20 protein-coding genes are annotated in these 19200 nt (G+C 72.2%); 9 read left to right on the top strand and 11 right to left on the bottom strand.

Annotated elements, in window-relative coordinates:
- Window positions 1-66 precede the first annotated feature (66 nt).
- From B207_RS0123945 to B207_RS0123910, 7 genes are all read left to right on the top strand, one after another.
- Window positions 67-1005, top strand: a complete 939-nt coding sequence (locus tag B207_RS0123945) for a DnaJ domain-containing protein (RefSeq protein ID WP_230205189.1) — start codon at window positions 67-69, stop codon at window positions 1003-1005.
- 747 nt (window positions 1006-1752) lie between these two features.
- On the top strand, window positions 1753-2133 hold the full coding sequence (locus tag B207_RS0123940; protein WP_230205188.1) for an OmpA family protein: 381 nt from the start codon (window positions 1753-1755) through the stop codon (window positions 2131-2133).
- A 5-nt stretch (window positions 2134-2138) separates the two neighbouring features.
- Window positions 2139-3002 carry a hypothetical protein gene (locus B207_RS0123935; RefSeq protein ID WP_018639163.1) on the top strand — a complete coding sequence of 288 codons (864 nt, stop codon included), beginning with the start codon at window positions 2139-2141 and terminating at the stop codon, window positions 3000-3002.
- Window positions 3003-3309: 307 nt separating this feature from the next.
- The gene (locus tag B207_RS0123925; RefSeq protein WP_018639159.1) at window positions 3310-3795 is read left to right on the top strand and encodes a hypothetical protein; all 486 of its coding nucleotides are present in this window, start codon (window positions 3310-3312) and stop codon (window positions 3793-3795) included.
- An 84-nt stretch (window positions 3796-3879) separates the two neighbouring features.
- Window positions 3880-4959, top strand: coding sequence for a hypothetical protein (locus B207_RS0123920; protein WP_018639157.1), 1080 nt, complete (start codon window positions 3880-3882; stop codon window positions 4957-4959).
- 128 nt (window positions 4960-5087) lie between these two features.
- Window positions 5088-5462: a DUF2203 domain-containing protein gene (locus B207_RS0123915; protein ID WP_018639156.1), complete on the top strand. Its 375-nt coding sequence runs from the start codon at window positions 5088-5090 to the stop codon at window positions 5460-5462.
- Between the two features lie 100 nt (window positions 5463-5562).
- Window positions 5563-6273 (top strand): hypothetical protein, encoded by a 711-nt coding sequence (locus B207_RS0123910; RefSeq protein WP_018639155.1) that lies wholly within the window; start codon window positions 5563-5565, stop codon window positions 6271-6273.
- Here the strand turns inward: B207_RS0123910 and B207_RS0123905 are convergent.
- The 7 genes from B207_RS0123905 to B207_RS0123875 all read right to left on the bottom strand — a co-directional run bounded on the left by B207_RS0123905 (window position 6239) and on the right by B207_RS0123875 (window position 15028).
- Window positions 6239-8158 carry an acetate--CoA ligase gene (locus B207_RS0123905; protein WP_018639154.1) on the bottom strand — a complete coding sequence of 640 codons (1920 nt, stop codon included), beginning with the start codon at window positions 8156-8158 and terminating at the stop codon, window positions 6239-6241. The two genes, B207_RS0123910 and B207_RS0123905, sit on opposite strands and share 35 nt — an antisense overlap.
- Window positions 8159-8246: 88 nt before the next feature.
- On the bottom strand, window positions 8247-9038 hold the full coding sequence (locus B207_RS0123900; protein WP_026311385.1) for an SDR family NAD(P)-dependent oxidoreductase: 792 nt from the start codon (window positions 9036-9038) through the stop codon (window positions 8247-8249).
- Between the two features lie 318 nt (window positions 9039-9356).
- Window positions 9357-10028 (bottom strand): esterase/lipase family protein, encoded by a 672-nt coding sequence (locus tag B207_RS0123895; RefSeq protein WP_018639152.1) that lies wholly within the window; start codon window positions 10026-10028, stop codon window positions 9357-9359.
- 133 nt (window positions 10029-10161) lie between these two features.
- Window positions 10162-10926: an SDR family oxidoreductase gene (locus tag B207_RS0123890; protein WP_018639151.1), complete on the bottom strand. Its 765-nt coding sequence runs from the start codon at window positions 10924-10926 to the stop codon at window positions 10162-10164.
- A gap of 109 nt (window positions 10927-11035) precedes the next feature.
- Complete coding sequence (locus tag B207_RS0123885) at window positions 11036-12256, bottom strand: branched-chain amino acid ABC transporter substrate-binding protein (protein ID WP_018639148.1); 1221 nt, start codon at window positions 12254-12256, stop codon at window positions 11036-11038.
- Window positions 12257-12401: 145 nt separating this feature from the next.
- Window positions 12402-13811 carry a CoA transferase gene (locus B207_RS0123880; RefSeq protein ID WP_018639147.1) on the bottom strand — a complete coding sequence of 470 codons (1410 nt, stop codon included), beginning with the start codon at window positions 13809-13811 and terminating at the stop codon, window positions 12402-12404.
- A gap of 152 nt (window positions 13812-13963) precedes the next feature.
- Entirely contained in the window at window positions 13964-15028 is a 1065-nt protein-coding gene (locus tag B207_RS0123875) for an asparaginase (protein ID WP_018639146.1), read from the bottom strand.
- Between the two features lie 176 nt (window positions 15029-15204).
- Here B207_RS0123875 and B207_RS0123870 point away from each other — a divergent pair, with 176 nt between their 5' ends.
- Both B207_RS0123870 and B207_RS43015 read left to right on the top strand, forming a co-directional pair.
- Window positions 15205-16398 (top strand): thiolase family protein, encoded by a 1194-nt coding sequence (locus B207_RS0123870; RefSeq protein WP_018639144.1) that lies wholly within the window; start codon window positions 15205-15207, stop codon window positions 16396-16398.
- A gap of 89 nt (window positions 16399-16487) precedes the next feature.
- A complete protein-coding gene (locus B207_RS43015; protein ID WP_026311384.1) occupies window positions 16488-16718 on the top strand; it encodes an FmdB family zinc ribbon protein in 231 nt (76 codons plus the stop codon).
- A 66-nt stretch (window positions 16719-16784) separates the two neighbouring features.
- On the opposite strand, the gene B207_RS35270 is transcribed toward B207_RS43015, so the two are convergent.
- From B207_RS35270 to B207_RS0123845, 4 genes are all read right to left on the bottom strand, one after another.
- On the bottom strand, window positions 16785-17075 hold the full coding sequence (locus B207_RS35270; RefSeq protein ID WP_051102637.1) for a hypothetical protein: 291 nt from the start codon (window positions 17073-17075) through the stop codon (window positions 16785-16787).
- A gap of 19 nt (window positions 17076-17094) precedes the next feature.
- Window positions 17095-17460, bottom strand: coding sequence for a hypothetical protein (locus tag B207_RS40790; protein WP_195905340.1), 366 nt, complete (start codon window positions 17458-17460; stop codon window positions 17095-17097).
- Window positions 17461-17966: 506 nt separating this feature from the next.
- A complete protein-coding gene (locus B207_RS0123850) occupies window positions 17967-18392 on the bottom strand; it encodes a DUF2795 domain-containing protein (RefSeq protein ID WP_026311383.1) in 426 nt (141 codons plus the stop codon).
- Window positions 18393-18590: 198 nt separating this feature from the next.
- A complete protein-coding gene (locus B207_RS0123845; RefSeq protein ID WP_018639136.1) occupies window positions 18591-19145 on the bottom strand; it encodes a hemerythrin domain-containing protein in 555 nt (184 codons plus the stop codon).
- Window positions 19146-19200 lie beyond the last annotated feature (55 nt).

The raw sequence follows: 19200 nt of genomic DNA, 5'->3' as shown, positions 1-19200 counted from the left end.
TCCGGCCTACGGTGGGGACCAGGTCGACGCGACGCCCCACTGCACGGGCGCCGGGAGGTGATCGCCATGCGTGATACGCCAAAAAGCCAGTCGGCCCAGTACTTGCGGGCCTCGATGTACGAGGTGCTCGGGATCGCACCCACGGCTTCGGACGAGGAAGTCCACGCTGCCTATCGCCGCGTGGTGAAGCGCGCGCATCCGGATGCCGGTGGTTCGCAACGCGCGTTCCTCCGGGTGAACGCGGCATACCGGGTCCTCAGTGATCCCGGAATGCGGCGCGCCCACGATCTGTGGCTCGCCCACCTGCTCGATGGCTATGAGCAGCCGGGCCGTTCCGGTGGAATCCGACCGTCGGACGGGCAGGGCGCGCCCGGCGGCCGCCAGGCCGCGGACGGCCGGCATCCGGCAACCGGCCGGCCAGGCTCGAACGGCCGGCCGGCCCCGGGCGCGGGTGGCTCGGGTACGAGCGGCTCGGGTACGAGCGGCTCGGCCGCGGCCGGCACGGCTGCTGACAGCCCGGCCGCGGACGGCTGGACCCCCACGGCGGACGGCACCGGGCCGGGCACCCGGTCGCCGGCCGGCGACCGGGCCGGCTCCGGCGCGGGAGCAGGAGTCGGCAACGACTACGCCTCCGGCCGGGATTTCCCGGGCGAGCCGGACGAGGCCGGGCGCCGCAGGTTTCCGGGCGGCCGGCGGCGCTCACGCCGCCGCTCCGATCCCACGGACGCCTTCGGCTGGGCCGACGACCCGGCACAGACCGGGCCACCCGGCCAGCCGAGTTCCTGGAGTGCCTGGTCGGATGACGACGCGCTGCCCTCGTGGGGTGCGGACCGGCCGGCACGGCGCAGGTACCTGATCTCCATGACACTGTGCCTGGCGCTGTTCGTGCTCTCCGGCGCGGTCATTCGGCTCTACTCCGTTCCGGTGGCGCTCGGCATGATGGCGGTCGCGATGTTCATCCCGCCGCTGGCGGTCTTCGCGGTCAACGCGTCCCGACGTCGCTGAGCCTCGGAGCCGGCACGGCCCACGCTCCTCGGCTCCGGCTCCCGGGCCGACTCCGTCATGACGCTGTGGGGCGTCCTCGACCTTCGGCGGGGTCTCCGGATCCGGGCTGACGTCGGCCCGTCGGTCCAGCCAGCCAGCCGGCTGCTGGGCCGACGGGCCGACGGGTCCGCCGTCGACCGACGGTGCGGACCACGCGAGCGCCGGCCACTCCCGCTCCACCCACTTCGACAACGGCCGTTCCAGGGCTGACCGCCCCACGGCCGGAGCCCTCGCGACGGGCACCGAGTTCACTCGCAAAATTCGGCATGAAATACGACAGAACACCCCGGAACTGTGGGATGCACGTTTTCCGCGCCCATGGCGCACACCCCGGACCACAGCGCGTGAACCGGATTCTCCGGTAGCACCAACGAGGCGACCCCGACCGCCGACAGCCGGCACCACAGCCCTCGCGACGTCAACACAGAACCCCCCCATCCCACTGTTGACACAACACCCAAGCCTGGGTGAAGCGGGCCTATTCGGCACGGTTATGGTTGGCGCCGCACTCGCTGTTGGGGGCCGACCGTGTATCACGCGTTTCGCACCGCCGGACGTGCCGTGTCCAGAGGACGCCGGCTACCCGGAACTTCGGTGTGCGCACCGCTCGCGCTCGCCGTTTTCCTGGGACTAACAGCAGCTTGCTCCAAGGACGCCGCCGCGTCCACCTTCACCCCTGCGCCGCATGCCACCAGAGTGCCACCGGCCGTGGTCGCGGACCCGCTCCCACCGCTGGGCAGCTTCATCACCCAGGCCGACGGCAGCCGGGTCTCCACGGTCAGTGCGGACTACCTGTTCGACGCCGACAGCGACGTCCTGCGGCCCGAGGCCGCCACCGCGCTCGCCGGCATCGTTCCCCAGATCCGCGAGCATGACGGGCGCGTCCAGGTCGTCGGGTACAGCGACGGGCTCGGGTCCACGGAGCACAATCTCGAGCTCTCCCGGCGGCGCGCGAGCGCCGTCCAGGCGTATCTGGCCGGGCAGAACATCCCGACCTCGCTGCTCGAGGTCCTCGCCAGAGGCGAGCAGGGTGCCGCCGACAACGTCGCGGATGCCAGCCGGCGCCGGGTAGAGATCGTGCTGAGGTGACCGGGATGTGCAACGGACGCAGCCGCCCCCGCCCCGGCCGCCGGCGCCCCGGCCACCCCCGGCTCGGCCACGCCGCCGGTGTGCTGGCGGGAGCCGCACTGCTGCTTGCCGCGCCGGCGCTCGCCGGCTGCGGCGCCATGGACACGATGCTCGGACGGGAGACCGGCGGCGCCATCGACTGCAGCCGGTACCAGGACGATCCGCCGGAAAGCGGCCAGAGTGCCCCGCTCCTGATGCTCTACCTCGACATCTCGGACAACTCCGCAGCGAGTGCGGCCCGGATCTCCCAGGCGGTTCGGCCGTACTTCGACACCGCGCTACGGGAGGGCCAGTACATCCGTCTCGTCGCCGGCAGTGGCGGGACCACTGGCCTCACCCACTCCGACTGTCTCGACGGCAGCAAGCTGTTCAGGATCGACCGGAACAACGAGACCCGCGAGGAGAAGGACCGCGTCGCGGCCGTCGAGGCGCTCACCGAGGAGGTCGACCACCTCGTCCAGAGCGAGCGCGTCAGCCCGACCGGAAGCGTCACTCCCCTGCTCGCCGGGGTGAACGACGAGATCGCGACGCTGCGGGGCGGCCCCGGAGTCAGCATCGGCGCGGTGACCGTCGTGGTCTGGAGTGATCTCCTGGGGTCCGGCGAGGCGTCCGACTGCCTGAACGTCGACGGGAAGAAGGCGTCCATCCAGATCGCCGAGGCGATGGTGCGGCGCTGTTTCTCCCCCGACACGCAGCAGCTCACCCCGATCGCGGACAGCAGGGTCCGTTTCATCGGTGTGAACGCCGGGGCGGTCACCAAGCCCCAGCAGGACATCGCCCGCTACCTTCGGGGCGAGCTGTGCCGACGGATCAGCAGTGACTGCGGCTGAGATCGCCTCCGACACCTGGACTGATCATCCGGAGCCGGAGCCGGAGCCGGGGCCGGTGCTCGGGCCAGGGCCGAAACCGATGCCGGAGGCAGAGCCGGGACGGCCGCCGCGTGCCGGCGGACGCGCCGGCGGAACGGCGTCCACCGGCGCGTTCACCGCCAGTACGTTCAGGCCAGGCCCCTTCACAGCCAGCGCGTTCACGGCTGGCACAGCCGGCACGGCCGGCACAGGAACCCCCACCGCAGGACCGCCCACCGCCGGGGCACTCCCGCCGCGGACGGCCGGCGCAACCGCAAGGAGACCGCCGATGGGTGCCCTGTTCGAACCCGAGGAGCAGCACTTCAGCCCCGCGCTGATGCGGTCGACAGTGGTCATCGCGACCTGCCTGGTCCTGCTCGCGCTGCTGGAAGCCTGGGTCTGGCTGACCCTGTCATCCCCGTTCGCCCGGGTCTCGGTGACCGGATCGATGATTGTGACGGCGGTGAGCTTCTTCATCGCCGGAAACACCTTCCGGCTGCGCGACATCCGCCGCCGGGTCGGCAACCGGGCGCGTGCCGGCCGGATCGCGCCGATCGACGCCCTGTCCATTCTGCCGCCCCGGGAGACGATCGCCCGCCGGTTCATGCTCGGCGCGATCGGCGCCGTCGTCGGGGTCGGAACCCTCGTCCTGACCATGTTCTTCGCCGGCGACGAAACGGAAGGCGCCCGCGAGGCGATGGTCGCCTCGGTGCTCGGAATCGTCTGCGCCATGCTCTGCTTCGTGGGCGGGACCTTCGCCCGTCCGATCGACTGACTGACCGATACACCGCACGTCGTCGGACGCCCGACTCCGGACCCCGTTTCCGTGTGACCCGAACCCGGAAAGAGAGACTGTCAGGTGCTGCGCAGAGGAAATCGGCCAGGACGCCTCGCCAAGCAGCTCATCCGTCAGGTCGGCGACACTGATATCGCGCTGGCCGGAGCCGAGACGCGCCCGAAGGTCCTCAAAAGTCTGGAAGAGGCCGAGGTCCAGGAGGTGCGGGCCGCCGTCCGCGCGGACGCCCGGACACTCGAGGAGCTGATTGCCGGGCTCCGCATGGAGATCGACTCCCGGGCGGAACGCCGCGAGCGCCGGACCGAACTCGTCAAGCACAAGGTGGAACAGGGCCGGCTGTGGCGCAGTGTCGGCATTCAGGAGCGCATTCCCCAGCTGCACGCCGCCCCGGCGGTCCGGTCCCTGGTCATGGTCGTGCTGGCCGCTCTCGACTTCACCGTCTTCGCCGAGGCCTACAGCGTCATCACCGACGCCGAGGAGTACAGCATCAGCTGGTTCCTCGGCGGCATCCTGGGAATCGCGGTGTTCATCGCCGGCATGGTGCTCGCCCACGCCATCAAGGGTGCGATCCTGGCGCGGGCCCAGTCCCAGCTCCTGCGCGCCGCGGACGCCGGGACGGTGCGGGTGGACGGTGAGATCCGCGAGCAGCTCGTCACCTCACGCACCTCCGTGGCCGCGCTCGCCATCACCGCGCTCGTCTTTCTGCTGCTGTCGATCGCGGGCATCCTGGTCCGTATCCAGGGTGCGTCGGGCGACACCGGAGAAGGCCCGGCTTTCCTGCTCACCGCTCTCATCCCGCTGGTGGCCGTGGTCGTCGAGCTGTACCTGCACGACCCGACCGAGCGCGACGAGCCGATGCCGAACCTGGTCGACCGCCGCCTTGAACGGCGCCTCGCGAAAGCGGAGCGGCGGCTGCGCATCGTCGCCGCGCAGGTGGAGGCCAAGGTCGCCAAGATCGAGAAACTTTACCGCGTCGAGGAGGCGATCCTGGACGTCGAGCAGCGCGACATGGGCCTGCGCCACACCACCGATCTCGTCCTCGGCGGTGGGCACCAGATTCCCGCGGCGGCCACGAACGGACGTTCGACCGAAGCCGACCGGGAACATCTGGAGAAGACCCTCAAGATGGCGCGCCGCACCTGATCCCGCCCGTGCCCGCGGATCTGCCGCCGGTGGCGTCCAGGGAGGGCCTTCCTCGGCCCACGAACGTATGTGCCGTTCGGTGCCAGCAAATCCGGCGGTTTCCCGCCGGGACATGATGGACTTGCTGCGTGGACCAGATCTTCTCCGTCGACGAGGCCCGTGCTCTGATGCCCGAGATCCACGAACGCGCCGCCGAGTTCGTGGCGCGCCGGGCGGATCTCACCGAACTGAGCGCAGCGCTCGCAGACGGCGCTTCGTCGCCGAAGGGCGGCCTCGCCGAGATGAAGGCTCTTCAGGCCTGGCTCTCCGAGGCGCTCGCCTGGTTTCCCGAACACGGTATCCAGGTCAAGGGTGCCGCGCCGCTCCTGATCGATTTTCCCGCCGTTCTCGACGGGGAGAGCGTTCTCCTCTGCTGGATCGAGGGCGAGCCCGATCTGGCCTGGTACCACCGGGCCGACCTCGGTTTCGCCGCTCGGCGCCGCCTTCCTCGGCAGCCCGTGTAGCCGGCACGCCCCGGCTGCCCACGTCCCAGCTGCCCGCGTCCCAGCTGCCCGCGGCAGTCAGCACCGCCCCGGTGAGGAGCCGCGGGCAGGGCAGGGAACAATGGCTGACGTGCTCACCGAGGAAGACGTCGAAGAAATCGTTTTCATCGCCGCGGGTGACGGCCGCCACGAGGAGGCCGCGGCCCGGTTCGAGGACCTCGCCGGTCAGCCCGAGCTTCATGGCCAGATCACCGCCGCGGGCCTCCTGGTGCACGCCTGCGGCCAGTACGGTCTCGCCGACCGGTGGGACGACGCTGTGCGCTGCTGCCGCGAGGCCCTGGCCGCCGCCGCGGCCGCGACGGCCAGCGGCGGCGTGCCGGAGGACATCGATCCCCGGGTGTGGCTGCACGAGGCGCTCATGGCCAGGGACAGGGCGCGCCGGGAGGCTCGTGCGATCGCCGGCGATCCCCCGGGGCAGCCTCCGGGCCCCGGGGAGGCCCCGGAGGCGGGCGGGGACGCGCACCCCGGAAAGCCCGGCGACGAGGCCGCCGCCACCCGCGCCGAGATCAGGGCGCTCCGGTCGAGGAACCCGGACGTGTACGCGGTGGTGGCGGAGACCCTCGCCGAGCATGACCTGCTCCAGGAGGCGCACACCTGGTTCACGATGGGTTACCAGCGGTGCCAGGGCGCCGACGTCCCGATCTACATGCTTCACCTGCTGCTCGTCGGGCGCCGCTCCGTCCGCCGGGAACTCGGTTACCCTCCCGACGGGCTCGACCTGGTCGCCGACGACTACGTCAACCACCGGGACTCAGCGGACCACGACCACTGACCGGCGGGTCGGGCACGAGCACGGGCCGGATCGCCTCGAGCACCGAGGCGTCCTCGATCGTGGACGGGATCGCCGGCGAACGGCCGTCGGCCAGCTCCCGCATGACCCGCCGCAGGATCTTGCCTGATCGGGTCTTCGGCAGCGCGGCGACCACGTCGACCCGACGCAGCGAGGCCACCGGGCCGATCTCGGCGCGGACGCGCGCGACCAGGTCGGCCTCAAGTGCCTGCGGCGTGATCTCGGCACCGCTTTTGATCACCACGAGGCCTCGGGGCACCTGCCCCTTGTAGGGATCCGCCACCCCGACGACAGCGCACTCCGCCACAGCCGGATGAGCGGCCAGCACCGCTTCCATCGAGCCCGCCGAGAGCCGGTGACCGGCCACGTTGATGACGTCGTCGGTACGGCCCAGGACGAAGACGTAGCCGTCCTCGTCCAGGAAGCCGCCGTCGCCGGTCAGGTAGTAGCCGTCGAACGCCGACAGGTACGACGCCACGTAACGGTCGTCGTCCCCCCAGAGGGTGGGCAGCGTACCGGGTGGCAGGGGCAGCCGCAGGCAGAGGGCGCCCTCGGTTCCGCGGGGAACCTCCGCGCCCTCCGCGTCCAGCACCCTGATGTCGTATCCGGGCATCGGCACGGACGCGCTGCCGGCACGCAGCGGGAGGCGTTCGAGACCGAACGGCGAGCTGGCGACAGGCCACCCCGTCTCGGTCTGCCACCAGTTGTCGATCACCGGCACGCCGAGCGCGCCGGTGGCCCAGTCGAAGGTGGCCGGGTCGAGACGCTCACCGGCGAGGAACAGCGCCCGCAGTGACGAGAGGTCGTGGCGGCCGACCAGCTCCGCACCCGGATCCTCCTTCTTGATCGCCCGGATCGCGGTCGGCGCGGTGAACAGGACGTTCACCCCGTGATCGGCGATCACCCGCCAGAACGCCCCCGCATCGGGGGTGCCGACCGGCTTCCCCTCGTAGAGGACGGTCGTGGCTCCGGCGAGCAGGGGCGCGTAGACGGTGTACGAATGGCCGACCGCCCAGCCGATGTCGGAGGCGGCCCACATGACGTCGCCGGGCCCGATGCCGTACACGTTGCGCATCGACCAGGCCATCGCGACGGCGTGGCCCCCGTTGTCGCGAACGATCCCCTTCGGGCGGCCGGTGGTTCCCGACGTGTACAAAATGTACAGCGGGTCCGTCGCCGCGACGGGCACCGGCGGGTGCGGCGGAGCCGCCGTGACCAGGTGCTCCCAGTCGTGGTCCCGACCGGCGACGAGCGCACAGCGCTGCTGCTCGCGCTGGACGACGAGGCACGCCGCCGGCTTGTGGGCCGCGAGGTCGATGGCCTCGTCCAGCATCGGCTTGTACGGCACCAGGCGCGTCGGCTCGATGCCGCAGGAGGCGGCCACGACGGCCTTCGGGCGGGCGTCGTCGATGCGGGCGGCGAGCTCGGGGGCCGCGAAACCGCCGAAGACCACCGAGTGGACGGCACCGAGGCGCGCGCACGCGAGCATCGCGACCACCGCCTCCGGGATCATGGGCAGGTAGATGATCACCCGGTCGCCGCGGCCGACTCCGAGCGAGGCGAGCGCGCCGGCGGCCCGGGCGACCTCCTCGGTGAGCTGTGTGAAGGTGTAGCGGCGGGCCGTCCCGGTGACCGGCGAGTCGTAGACGAGGGCGGTCCGCTCACCGCGGCCGGCCTCCACATGCCGGTCGAGGGCGTTGACGCTGGTGTTCAGCTCCGCGTCGGGGAACCAGCGGTAGAAAGGGGGCCGGTCGCGGTCCAGGATCCGGCGCGGCGGGCGGGTCCAGGTGACGGACCGCGCCGCGGCGCCCCAGAAGGCCTCCGGATCGGTCAGCCAGTCCTCATACGCTCGCTGGTATGCGTCCATGGTCGCTATCGTCGCGCCCCACGACGGCTTGTCCAGGGCACGGAGACTCCGCGCGTGCCGGCCCCGGTCGGGCAGCCCCGCCACCGGGTCAGCCGTGGCCGCCCACTCCGAGGAACCGCGCGGTGATCCCCGCGACGAGCCCGCGGCCGAGCAACCTGGACGCGTTCGAGGTCAGATAGTTCAACCGGCCGTCGATCACATATGGCTGGCCGTTGTCGAGCGCCCTGAACGCGCTGGTGACGACCTCGTCCGTGGTGCGCAGCCGCCCTCCGGCGCTCATTCGCGAGCCGAGGGCGTCGAAGAAGTTCGTGTCGGTCGGGCCCGGGCAGAGCGCCAGCACCCTGATGCCCCGCGACCGGTACTCGGCCCACAGCGCGATCGAGAAGGAGAGCACGAACGCCTTCGACGCACCGTAGACGGCCATGTAGGGGACAGCCTGGAACCCCGAGGTCGAGGAAACATTGATCACCGTGCCACGGCCGCGCTCGACCATCGCGGGAAGGAACAGGTGGGTCAGCCGCTCGACGGAGACGACGTTGACCATCACCTCGTGGTGGTCCCGTTCCGCGGCGAGCTCGTCGTAACGGCCGCGGGTTCCGAAACCGGCGCAGTTCACGAGGGTGTCGATCTCGTGCCCGGCGGCGATGACCTTCTCCGCCAGCCGGTCCGGACTGTCCTCGTAGGCCAGGTCGACCGCGATCGTCTCGACGGCGACGCCGTGCAGGGCTCGCAGCCGGTCGGCCACCAGCACGAGCCGCTCCTCGTCCGGGGCGGTGAGAACGAGATCCGCTCCACGGGCGGCGAGCGCCTCGGCCAGCGCGGCTCCAATGCCCGAGGACGCGCCCGTCACCAGCGCTGTCCGGCGCCGGAAATCGCTCACGATCACCCAGCTCCTCATGTTCGTGACGGAGCGCCCGATGGTGGCTTCGCACAGCAGGAACCGCGCGACTGGCATGAGCCAGAGAGATCGGAACGCTTCCGGCAGAGCACAAGGTACCGGAGTCTGAGGGGGTTCTGTCAGCCGGCCACGACCATCAGCACCGAGATCGACACAGTTCTACCCGTTCCGGCAAACCCGCAGGTCATGGCACTGCGGACGGGTGCCCGGGTGGCCTCGTCGCCACCCGGGCACCCGGGTCTCCCGCCCGCGGCGGATCGCTCGGGCCTGGCTCGGGCCGACCCGAGCAGGCCCGGACGCTCAGGCGATGAAGGCCCGCACCGCGGCGGCGACGGTGTCGTCGTCATGCAGCGCGGAATGGCCGAGGCAGCCGGCGGCGTTGTTCGCGGCGCCCGCGAGCGGAACGCTCGAATCGGGATTGATGACCTCGTCGCAGGACGACCACCAGGTTCCGTAACTGACCGCTCCGGGCGTCTCGTCACCGGCGTTCAGCGTGGTGAGGAAGGAGGAACCAGGGCTCATCTGGGAGCAGGCGGTGTAAAGCCAGGAGCACAGAACCGCGGTGCTGGTCCCGTGGTTCGGCCCACCCAGCGAGACCCAGTCGTCGACGACCGACGTGCCGCCCAGGGACTTCAGGAAGTAGCGGGAGGACAGTGCGCCCATGGAATGGGTGACCAGGTCGACCTTTGCCGCGCCGGTCGCCGCGCGCACGGCGGACACCCTGGTGGCCAGCTGGTTCGCGGTGGTCACGTTCGACTGGTGCGAGTCGTAGACGAAGACGTCCACCTCGGACGAGGAATAGCCGTGGGCCTGGAAGTCGGCGACCATGTCGGTCCAGGTGGAGGCCGAACCGTTGAAGCCGTGGACGAAAATTACCGGGTCAGGTGGCGCGGCTGACGCGGAGGTGCTGACCGTCAGTACGGCGGCGCCAGCGAGGACAAGGGCGGCGAGAATTCTGGCCACTCCGAACACGGGTGCTCCTGGTGGTCCGGGCGTCGGGGTCAGAACATGATTCTCGGGCCCGTCCGGGGAGACTCAGCGGGATCCGTGTGGTGTTCACCATCCATTGCGCGCGCCGAAATCCGGCGGTACCGAAATCCGGCGGTCAGGACACCTTCCGCGCGGGCCGCATCACGATGTCGGTCACCTCGACCCGGCGGGGCAGCTCCACGACGGAGAGCACCATCGCCGCGATGTCCTCCGGCTGCATGAGGCCTTCGGGATCCCAGTCCCGCCCCTCCATCTCGAAGATCTTCTTCTGCATGGCCGTCGCCGTTCGGCCGGGCAGGATCGTGCAGACCCGCGGGCCCTCTGGCCCGAGTTCGGCGCGCAGGCTGTCGGCGATGGCCCGCAGGGCGTGTTTGGTGGCGGCGTACTGACCGACCGCCGGACCGGCGGCCAGACCCTGCGTGGAGTTCACGAAGATGATGTCGCCGCACGACCGCGTGAGGTCCGGCAGGAGAAGCTGGGTCAGCGCGTACGGTGCCCGCAGGTTCACGGCGTACTGATCGTCGAGGTCGGCCAGGCTCGCGATGCTCATGGGGCTGCTGCGGTAGACGCCGGCCGAATGGACCAGCACGGAGACCTCGCCGAGAGTCTCCCGCGCCGTCTCCGCCAGTTCCTCCCGCCCGCACGCGTCGGTGATCTCGGTGGCGAAGACCCGTATGTCGAGCCCGCGCCGGTCGGCGGTGTGGGTGAGCCGGGACAGGGCCGCGTCATCGCGCCCCGTTGCCAGGACGGCCGCGCCGGCCGCCGCGAGATCGAGTGCCACGGCGTGGCCGATGCCGCTGGAGGCACCGGTCACCACCGCCGCCCGGCCCGCGAGGCGGCCCCGGGGCGGGTCATCACCATCGATCAGCGGCCGCACCATGAGAGACGAGCAACCCTAACGTTAGCGGAAGGTTCGACTGCCCCAACCCTACGACGAAACCCGTGGAGCCGAACGGACTGGGTCGGCCGCGCCGTGCCATGTCCCGCGGTCAGGAGTCGATCAGGTCCGAGATTCGCCCCAGACCCACGATCTCCCCGTCCTCCACCTTGTAGAGATAGACCGTCGGTGCCCGGAGCTCGCCGGTGGCCTCGAACGCAACGTCCCTGGTGACGCCCTTCCAGTCGACGTCCGCGAAGGCCCGGACGACGGCGGCGCGGTCCGGGTTGTCGCCGATGGTCCGGAGCACCCGCACCACAGCGTTGGTGGCGTCATAGGCCTCGGCGGAAAAGACTCCCGGCGGCATTCCACCGTTGAGCCGCCCGTAGGAGGCCACGAAGTCGTCCGCCCCCGGCCGGTCTCCGTCTCCGTCGGCGGCGCCGGCCTCGGCGCCGTCGCCGTCGCCGTCGCCGAGGTCGGCACAGGCGCAGGAGAAGTAGGTGCCCTCGGCGACGTCCGCGCCGGCCCGGGTGACGAACCGGGGGTCCCGCGAGCCGTCACCGGCCATCAGGGTGCCGGCGAAGCCCTTGTCGCGCAGCGCCGCGGCCAGTCGGGCGAAGTCGGCGTAGTACCCGGCGTAGTAGACGACGTCCGGCGCCTCGGTGGCGATCCGTGCGGCCTGGGCGGTGTAGTCGCGGGTCGGGTCGATGCCGTCATGGATGACGTCCACCCCGTCGGAGTTCAGCTCCGCCTCGAGTGCGGTCGACAGGCCGATGCCGTACTCGCCGCGGTCGTCGATCGAGTAGACCTTCGTCGCCTCGAGCACGGTGGAGATGTAGTCGGCGACGGCCCGGCCCTGCACCGAGTCGGGGGCGATCGCGCGGAAGAAGGTGGTGAAGCCCAGATCCGTCAGGGCCGGGCCGGTGGCGGACGGAGTCACCGAGAGCAGGCCCGCCTCGCTGTAGAACGGCTCACTGACCTCGGTGGTGTCGGTGCGCAGCGGCCCGATGACCGCCAGGACGTCGGAGTTCCCGGTGAGGCTGCGGGCCGCGCCCGGTGCCCGGTCGGTCGAGCCGGCGTCGTCGACCTGGACGAGCCTGAGCCGGAACGGCACGCTGGCGTCGGCGTTGACTTCCTCGACGGCCGTCCGCACGCCGGCGAGAGCGTTGAGGCCGAGCTTGCGGTCATCGCCGGAGAGCATGCCCTGGAAGCCGATGGTGATGGTCCGCCGACCGTCACCGGGGGCGTCGTTCCGGCCGAGCCCGCAGGCCGTGAGGCCCGCCACCAGCACGGCGGCGAGGGCGATCGCGCCCCTGGCCGGTCGCCTGATCATGTTGTGCGCCCCCCTTGCGTCCACGCGCCGCGGCGATGCCGCAGGACCCAGTCCTACGCGACGGCGACGCGCCGGGACGCGGCGCCCGGCCCGTTCGGGCCGGGCGCGTCTCCGGGCGTCTCCGGGCGCCCGGCCAGGGCCGGGGCTACCCGCCGGATTCCCAGCCGGGAGGGCTGGTGCCGAGGGACGCCGGTGCCATGGTCCACGCGGGGGCGCGGCCGTCCACCGCTCCCGGAGGCGCCACGTAGGAGAGCTCACCGAACTCACTCCGCAGTCGCCGGCAGAACTCCTCGACATCCGCCCTGGTCAGGTCGGGTGCGGCGAGGGTGTCATGGTGGCCCAGGTCCTGCAGCCAGCGGCCGGTCCGGGCCAGCGAGGCCCGCACGTGCCAGCTCCCGCCCTCGGTGGCGCGCCGGGCGAGCGCTGACAGAACGCCGGAGGCGAGCAGGTAGGCGGTCGCGTGGTCCAGGACGGGTGCGGGCAGCGGGTGCGGACGGTCGCGTCCGCCGGCCCGCGCCGCTGTCACCGAGATTCCCGACGCCGTCTGGACCAGGCTGTCGAAGCCGCGCAGGCCACTCCACGGACCGCTCCGGCCGTAGGCGCTGATCGTGGCGACGACGATCCCCGGTCGCATACGAGCCAGTGCCTCCGGACCGAACCCCAGCCGGTCGAGCGCACGCGGCCGGTAGGACTGGATCACCACGTCCGCTGTCGAGACCAGCTCGGCCAGCCGGCGCGCGTCCGCGGCGACCCGCAGGTTGAGGAAGGTGTTGCGCTTGCCGAACCCGGTGTCGATCAGCAGCGATCGGACCTCCGGCAGGTGCGCGGCGCCCACCCGCAGCACCTCGGCGCCGTAGCCGGCCAGTATCCGGGCGCAGACCGGCCCGGCGATGACGCGGGTCATGTCCAGCACGCGGAGGCCCTCGGCGGGCAGGTCGGCCGGCGGCAGCGGGACGGCGGCACCCGGCCCCACCTGCTCGGTCTCCAGCAACGGAAGCTCGGCGACCGCCCGTGCCTGGCGGTGGACACGCCATTCCTCCTCCTCGCGGGCCATCGTGGCGCACATGCCCATCGCCTGGAGCTCCAGCTCGAGAGACTCGGCCTCGAAGCGCCCGACGGCCCGCTCGACCGCGGCACGGTCGTTCGGCACGTCCAGCAGGTCCAGGATCCCGTTGCGGTGGTGCGGGAAGTTGCAGTGCAGCTGGACCCACCGGTCGTCCGCCGTCCGGTAGTAGCCCGAGATCGGGTCCCAGGGGCTCGGCAGGGGGCGCCCGTCGAGCCGCAGATAGCGCTCGCTCCGGAACGCCGCGCAGGCGTGTCGGGTGTCCACCGCGATCGCCGGCTGGTCACCGGTGGACAGGCCCCCGGTGTTGCGCACGCCGAGTAACCGCCCCGCGCCGACAGCCGCCGCGGCCACACTGGACGCAGCCACGGTCGTCACCCGATACAGACTCGGCAGGACGTCGGGAGGACCGGTCACCTTGAGCCGGTCCGTGATCCCCGGGTCGCCCACGAGCATCGCGACCTGGTCGGCGATCATCGCGTTGTCGGCCATCTCCCCATCCCGTGAAGCGGATCAAGCACGCCGCCTGATGAGTGATCGGCCGGACCGCGCGCGTCACCTCCTCCCCCGGGCCATGTCCCAGAGTGAGGCTTATGTGACGGACAGCATTGCACACGCCGGCTGTCCCACGCACGCAACACCTCCTACGGGCACGTCACTGACTCCCAGGGCGCCAGAAACGCCCGCAGCCTGCCCACCTCGACGCCGCCCCCGAGCACCTTCGGGACGCCGATCGCCGCGAGCCGCGTCTCGTCCACCGCATCCGGGCCGCGGAGGGCGCCGAGGCGACGCAGCGCGGCGACCAGCACCGGCATGGCCGCCCGCTGGGAACCGTCCTCGATCTTCACCGCGGCTGCGAGGCCGCTCGCCGTCGCGGCCACCGAGACACCCTCGGCGCCGTCCTTGGCGATGATCCACGGCACCGCGAGCATCAGCTCCGTGTCCGGCCGGCCCGGGCCGCCGACGCGGTCGGGGAAGGCGCGCATCGCCGCCGCGACCCGCTGCCGCGGCGACGGCGGCCCCGAAGCGGCCAGGGCGATCCACCGCATCCCGCGGGCCAGGCCGACCAGCGGGATCCCGAACAGGGGCGCGCCGCACCCGTCGACCACGGTGCCCGCCACCGGCCCGCCGACCAGCTCCTCGATCGACGCCCGGATCCGGCGCTGCAGCGGATGGTCCGGGTCCAGGTAGCCGTCCACCGGCCAGCCGGAGGCCACACAGCAGGCGATCATCCCGGCGTGCTTGCCGGAGCAGTTCATCAACAGCGGCTCGGGCCGACCACCAGCAGCGAGGTGCCGCTCGCAGGCGAGCCGCCCGAGCGGGAGGTCCGGCGGGCAGGCCAGGTCGGCCGGGGTCCGCCCGACCGCCGCGAGGACCGCCCGGACGGCTGCCAGCTGCGCGGGCTCGCCGCTGTGCGACGAGCACACGATCGCGAGCAGCTCGGGTGGAACGCCCCGCCCGCCCGGGCCGAACGCGCGGTCGAGCCCGGCCGCCAGCATGCCGACGGCCTGCATCGGCTTCACGGTGGACCGCGGGGAGATCACGGCGCCCGGATCGCCGGCGGACAGCTCCACGGTGCCGTCCGGTCCGAGCCCCACGACGGTGCCCCGGATCCGGCTTTCGACCAGGACATCCACCTCGGACACCCGACCGCGCAGCACCTCGGCGACGACCGGCGGCGCCCCCGCCGCGCACCCCGTCCCGTTCATGATCGCGGAGCCGTCATGGCCTCAGGCTACGTGGGCTCCGGCCGCCGGTCGCCTCGACAGGCGGCCTCCCACGGGGACGGATGGCGGTGTGAGTTGCCTTTTCCAACCCATCGGTCCAGACTGAGGGAGCACAGTGAGTCTGGTTTTCGGACTTACTCGGGACGAAGGAGCATCCGATGCGTGACGCCGTCGTCGTCGAAGCGGTACGGACCCCGATCGGGCGCGGGCGGGCCAGCGGGAGCCTCGCCCCGGTCCACCCCGTCGACCTGCTCGCCCACAGCCTTTCCTCGGTCGTCGAGCGGTCCGGGGTCGACCCCGCCCTGATCGACGACGTGATCGCCGGCTGTGTCACCCAGGCCGGGGAGCAGTCCGCGAACATCGCCCGCTGGGCCGGGCTCGCGGCCGGGCTGCCCGAGTCCGTGCCGGCGACCACCATCGACCGGCAGTGCGGCTCGTCCCAGCAGGCCGTGCACTTCGCCGCCCAGGGGGTGATCTCCGGCGCGTACGACCTGGTGCTCGCCGCCGGCGTCGAGTCGATGGGCCGCGTGCCGATGGGCTCCGCGGCGCTCCCCGGCGACAGCCGCGGGATCCGCCTCAACGAGCGGTACCCGGCCGGCCTCGTCCCGCAGGGGATCAGCGCCGAGCTGATCGGCGCCCGCCGGGGCATCAGTCGCGCTGAGATGGACGAGTTCGCGCTCGCCAGCCATCTGCGCGCCGCCGCGGCCGCGCAGGACGGACTGTTCACCCCCGAGATCGCACCGGTGAAGGTCACCCGCCCGGACGGGTCCGTGGTCGAGGTGGCGGCGGACGAGGGCATCCGCCCGACCTCGAGCCTGGCGGCGCTCGCCGGCCTGCGTCCCGCGTTCTACGACGAGGCGAGCGCGGCCCGCTTCCCGGAGATCGGCTGGAGCGTGACCGCGGGCAACGCCTCGCAGATCAGCGACGGGTCGGCAGCCCTGCTGATCACAACCTCCGAGCGTGCCCGGGAGCTGGGTCTGCGCCCACGGGCACGGCTGCACAGCTTCGCGGTCGTCGGCGACGACCCCTTCCTGATGCTGCGCGGCGTGATCCCCGCGACCCGCCGCGTCCTGGAGCGTTCCGGACTGCGGCTCGACGACATCGACCTGTTCGAGGTGAACGAGGCGTTCGCCGCGGTGGTCCTCGACTGGCGCGCCGAGATCGGCGCCCCGGCGGAGAAGGTGAACGCCCGGGGCGGAGCGATCGCTCTCGGCCACCCGCTCGGGGCCAGCGGTGCGCGGATCATGACGACCCTGGTGCACGCGCTGGAACAGACCGGTGGACGGTTCGGCCTGCAGACGATGTGCGAGGCCGGCGGCCTTGCCAACGCGACGATCATCGAGCGGCTCTGACGCCGTCGGCGGTGGACCCACCCCCGGGTGCTGACGCCCGGGCGGGCGACAGGCCGGCATCGTGCGCGATGCCGGCCTATCCTTGGCTCGTGCCCGCCTACGAGTACCGATGCCGTGTGTGCGACGCGTCCTTCGAGGTGCGTCGCGGGATCAACAGTGACACGACCGCCGCGGCCCCGTGCCCCGCAGGTCACCTGGAGACCTCACGGGTCTTCTCCGCGGTGGCGGTGAGCCGTGGTGCGTCGGCGCCCGCGATGGCCGCCGCACCCGCCGTCGGTGGTGGCGGCGGGGCCTGCTGCGGGGGCGGCTGCTGCGGCTGACCTGCGGCTGACGTCATCCGACCAGCGCCTCAGGACTGTTTCAGGGCTTCAGCGCTTGGCCGTTCTTCAGCGGCTCTTCAGCGGCCGGCTGTTTCCGCTCTCCGGGCGTCTGGTGTCACTGTCCCCAGGGCGGGTCGCCGCAGGCGTGACGGGGCGTCGCCCTCGCGACGCCCTGCTGCGGGTACCGACGTCCACCTGCCGCTCGCGCTGGCCGCCGGCCGCGGCAGCACGCTCGGCGATCAGCCGGCGCGTGATGATCCGCATGGTCTCGACGCGCTCCTGCTCGTCGAGACCACCGGCGAGCGTCACCAGCAGGTCGGAGGATCCTGCTCCACCCACACCCAAGGTCCCAGCCATGGCTGTCCCCTACCCAGGTTCAGCGGTCGGCACGCTCCACCGGCCCGTCTGAGGACGGGGCGGGTGTCGACCCGGGCGCGGTCGTCGGCGCGGGCCGGCCCCCCCGCGACAGCGAGGCGCCGCCGGTCCGCACCAGTCGACGCATCGCGCCACTCGCCTCACGCCGGTAGTCGGCAAACGCCTGCCGCGCGGCCCGCCGGAGCTCGTCGGTCGGCACCGCCCAGTCGATGCCAGGACGCCCCAGCACCAGGCCGGTAGCGACGAGCAGGGTCCAGAAACCCAGCACGGCGCCTACCGCGAACAGGTCCAGGGCCCCCACCAGCGCTGATCCGACGAGCAGCATCGCCGCCCCGATCAGTGCGAAGGCGACCGGGTGCGCGGACACCCACCGGGACACCCGGTGGTCTCCGCTGACCGGCCGCCGCCGCTGACCGGCCGCCGCGCGCCGCGGCCGGGCGGCAGGCCGCCGCTGACCGGTGGCCGGACCACGTTGCCCGGTCGGTTGTCCGGTCGGCTGCCCGGTCGGCTGCCCGCTCGCCGCGGGGCGTGCCCTGCCGTCCGGCTTCCCCCGCCCGGATCCCTCCGGGCCGGTGGTGGGAGGGCCGTCGGCCCCGTCCAGAGGTTCGGGCCGCACCGCGAGCGGGCTGGGAACCTCTGCTCGCGCGGTGGGCCGGGTGCGTCGGTTCGTGCGTCGTTCCAGGACAGGACCATCCATGCCAGGCTTCTGCCCGGCGTTCGCTCCTCGTACCGCCCCGTCCGCCATCGACATCCTTGTTCACCCACAACGTTTCTCACCCAGGTCAGCAGGTTTACGGGTCGGGAGCCGCCCACCACTCGCACCGGACCGCGCCCAGGGGTGGTGCAAAGAGGTCAGGGGTGGTGCGAAGAGGTTCAGTAACGCCGGGACTCGACGTGGGCGTCGGAACGCAACGCCCTCCAGAGCTGGCCCAGCGAGGTGAACTGGACGCCTTCCGGTGCCCCGCGGACCTCGTCCACCACCCGGTCGGGCGCATGGTGGTGGCGCAGGTGGTCGACGACCTCGTCCCGTTCGGCGGGGAAGACCGCCCGGCCCAGCCAGCGGCCCAGCTCCGAGCGCTCCTCGACGTCCGCCGGGGTCATCCCCGGTGGCGTGCTGCCGAGCAGCCCCGCACCGTCCGGACGGGCGGCGAGCGCCGACGCCTCCTCGGCCGGCGGCTCGGGGGATCTCCATTCCTCGGCGCGGGTGTCCCGGCGTGCGCGGACCATGCCCAGGACCTCGTGAGCCATCACCTCGTCGCGCACAGGTCCGTGTTTGGCACTGCCCCGATCCATCGACATGTGACGTCCTCTCCGTTCGGATGCCCCGCGACCCGGTGGCGTCGCCGGTTCGTGACCGGCGACGCCACCGGCGTGTCCTGTGCCCTACCCGCAGCAGGCGGTCAGGCCCACCTCGGACCAGACGTTTCCCGCCCCGGTGGCACATTCGGGCGACCGCCCGGCAGCCCGGAGCAGGTGCCCGCCGAAGCAGGTGCCCGGCTAGCGCTGGCGGCGGCCGGAGAGAAGGTCGCGGGCCCGGTCGGCCACGCCCGTTCCCACCCCGACGAGGACGTTGAACGGCGGCCGGTCGGGGGCGCCCGGGTGCGGTCGGGTCGGCGCGACCACCTTGGCGCCCTCCACCAGTTCGGCGAGGCGGCGGCGGTCCTGGACCGGCATGAGCCGCCGCAGCACCGGGAACCAGCCCTTCTCCTCCTCCCGCACATGCCCGCGCACCACACGCATCAGCTCGCGGGCCAGCGGGTCGAAACCGGCGTCCATCGGCTTCATCCGGTCCAGCCGGCTCATGATCCGCTCGGCTTCGGCGTGCTCGGCGATCTCCCGGTCGACGATGGTGTGGCCGTTCGGGAGCACGAGGCGCGCCCGTGGGTAGACGTACATCTCCTCGGCCTCGGCGTGTCGCACGAGCTCGATGATGATGTTGGTGATCAGGCGCCGGCGCTCGACCGCGGACGGGGTCCGCTCGTAGTCGCGGAACCACTGCTCGATCCTGGTGTGGTCGGCGGTCAGGACATCGACGACGTCTGGCTCGCGCATGTCAGGCCTCTTCCGTCCAGGGGCGGTGGGCCATCCGCCGCCCTCGCGGGCGAGG

Source organism: Parafrankia elaeagni (genome assembly GCF_000374165.1).
In the GTDB taxonomy this organism is placed as follows: Bacteria; Actinomycetota; Actinomycetes; order Frankiales; family Frankiaceae; genus Parafrankia; species Parafrankia elaeagni.
The sequence above is the reverse complement of the archived record's forward strand: the minus strand, read 5'-3'. Positions and strand labels throughout refer to the sequence as shown.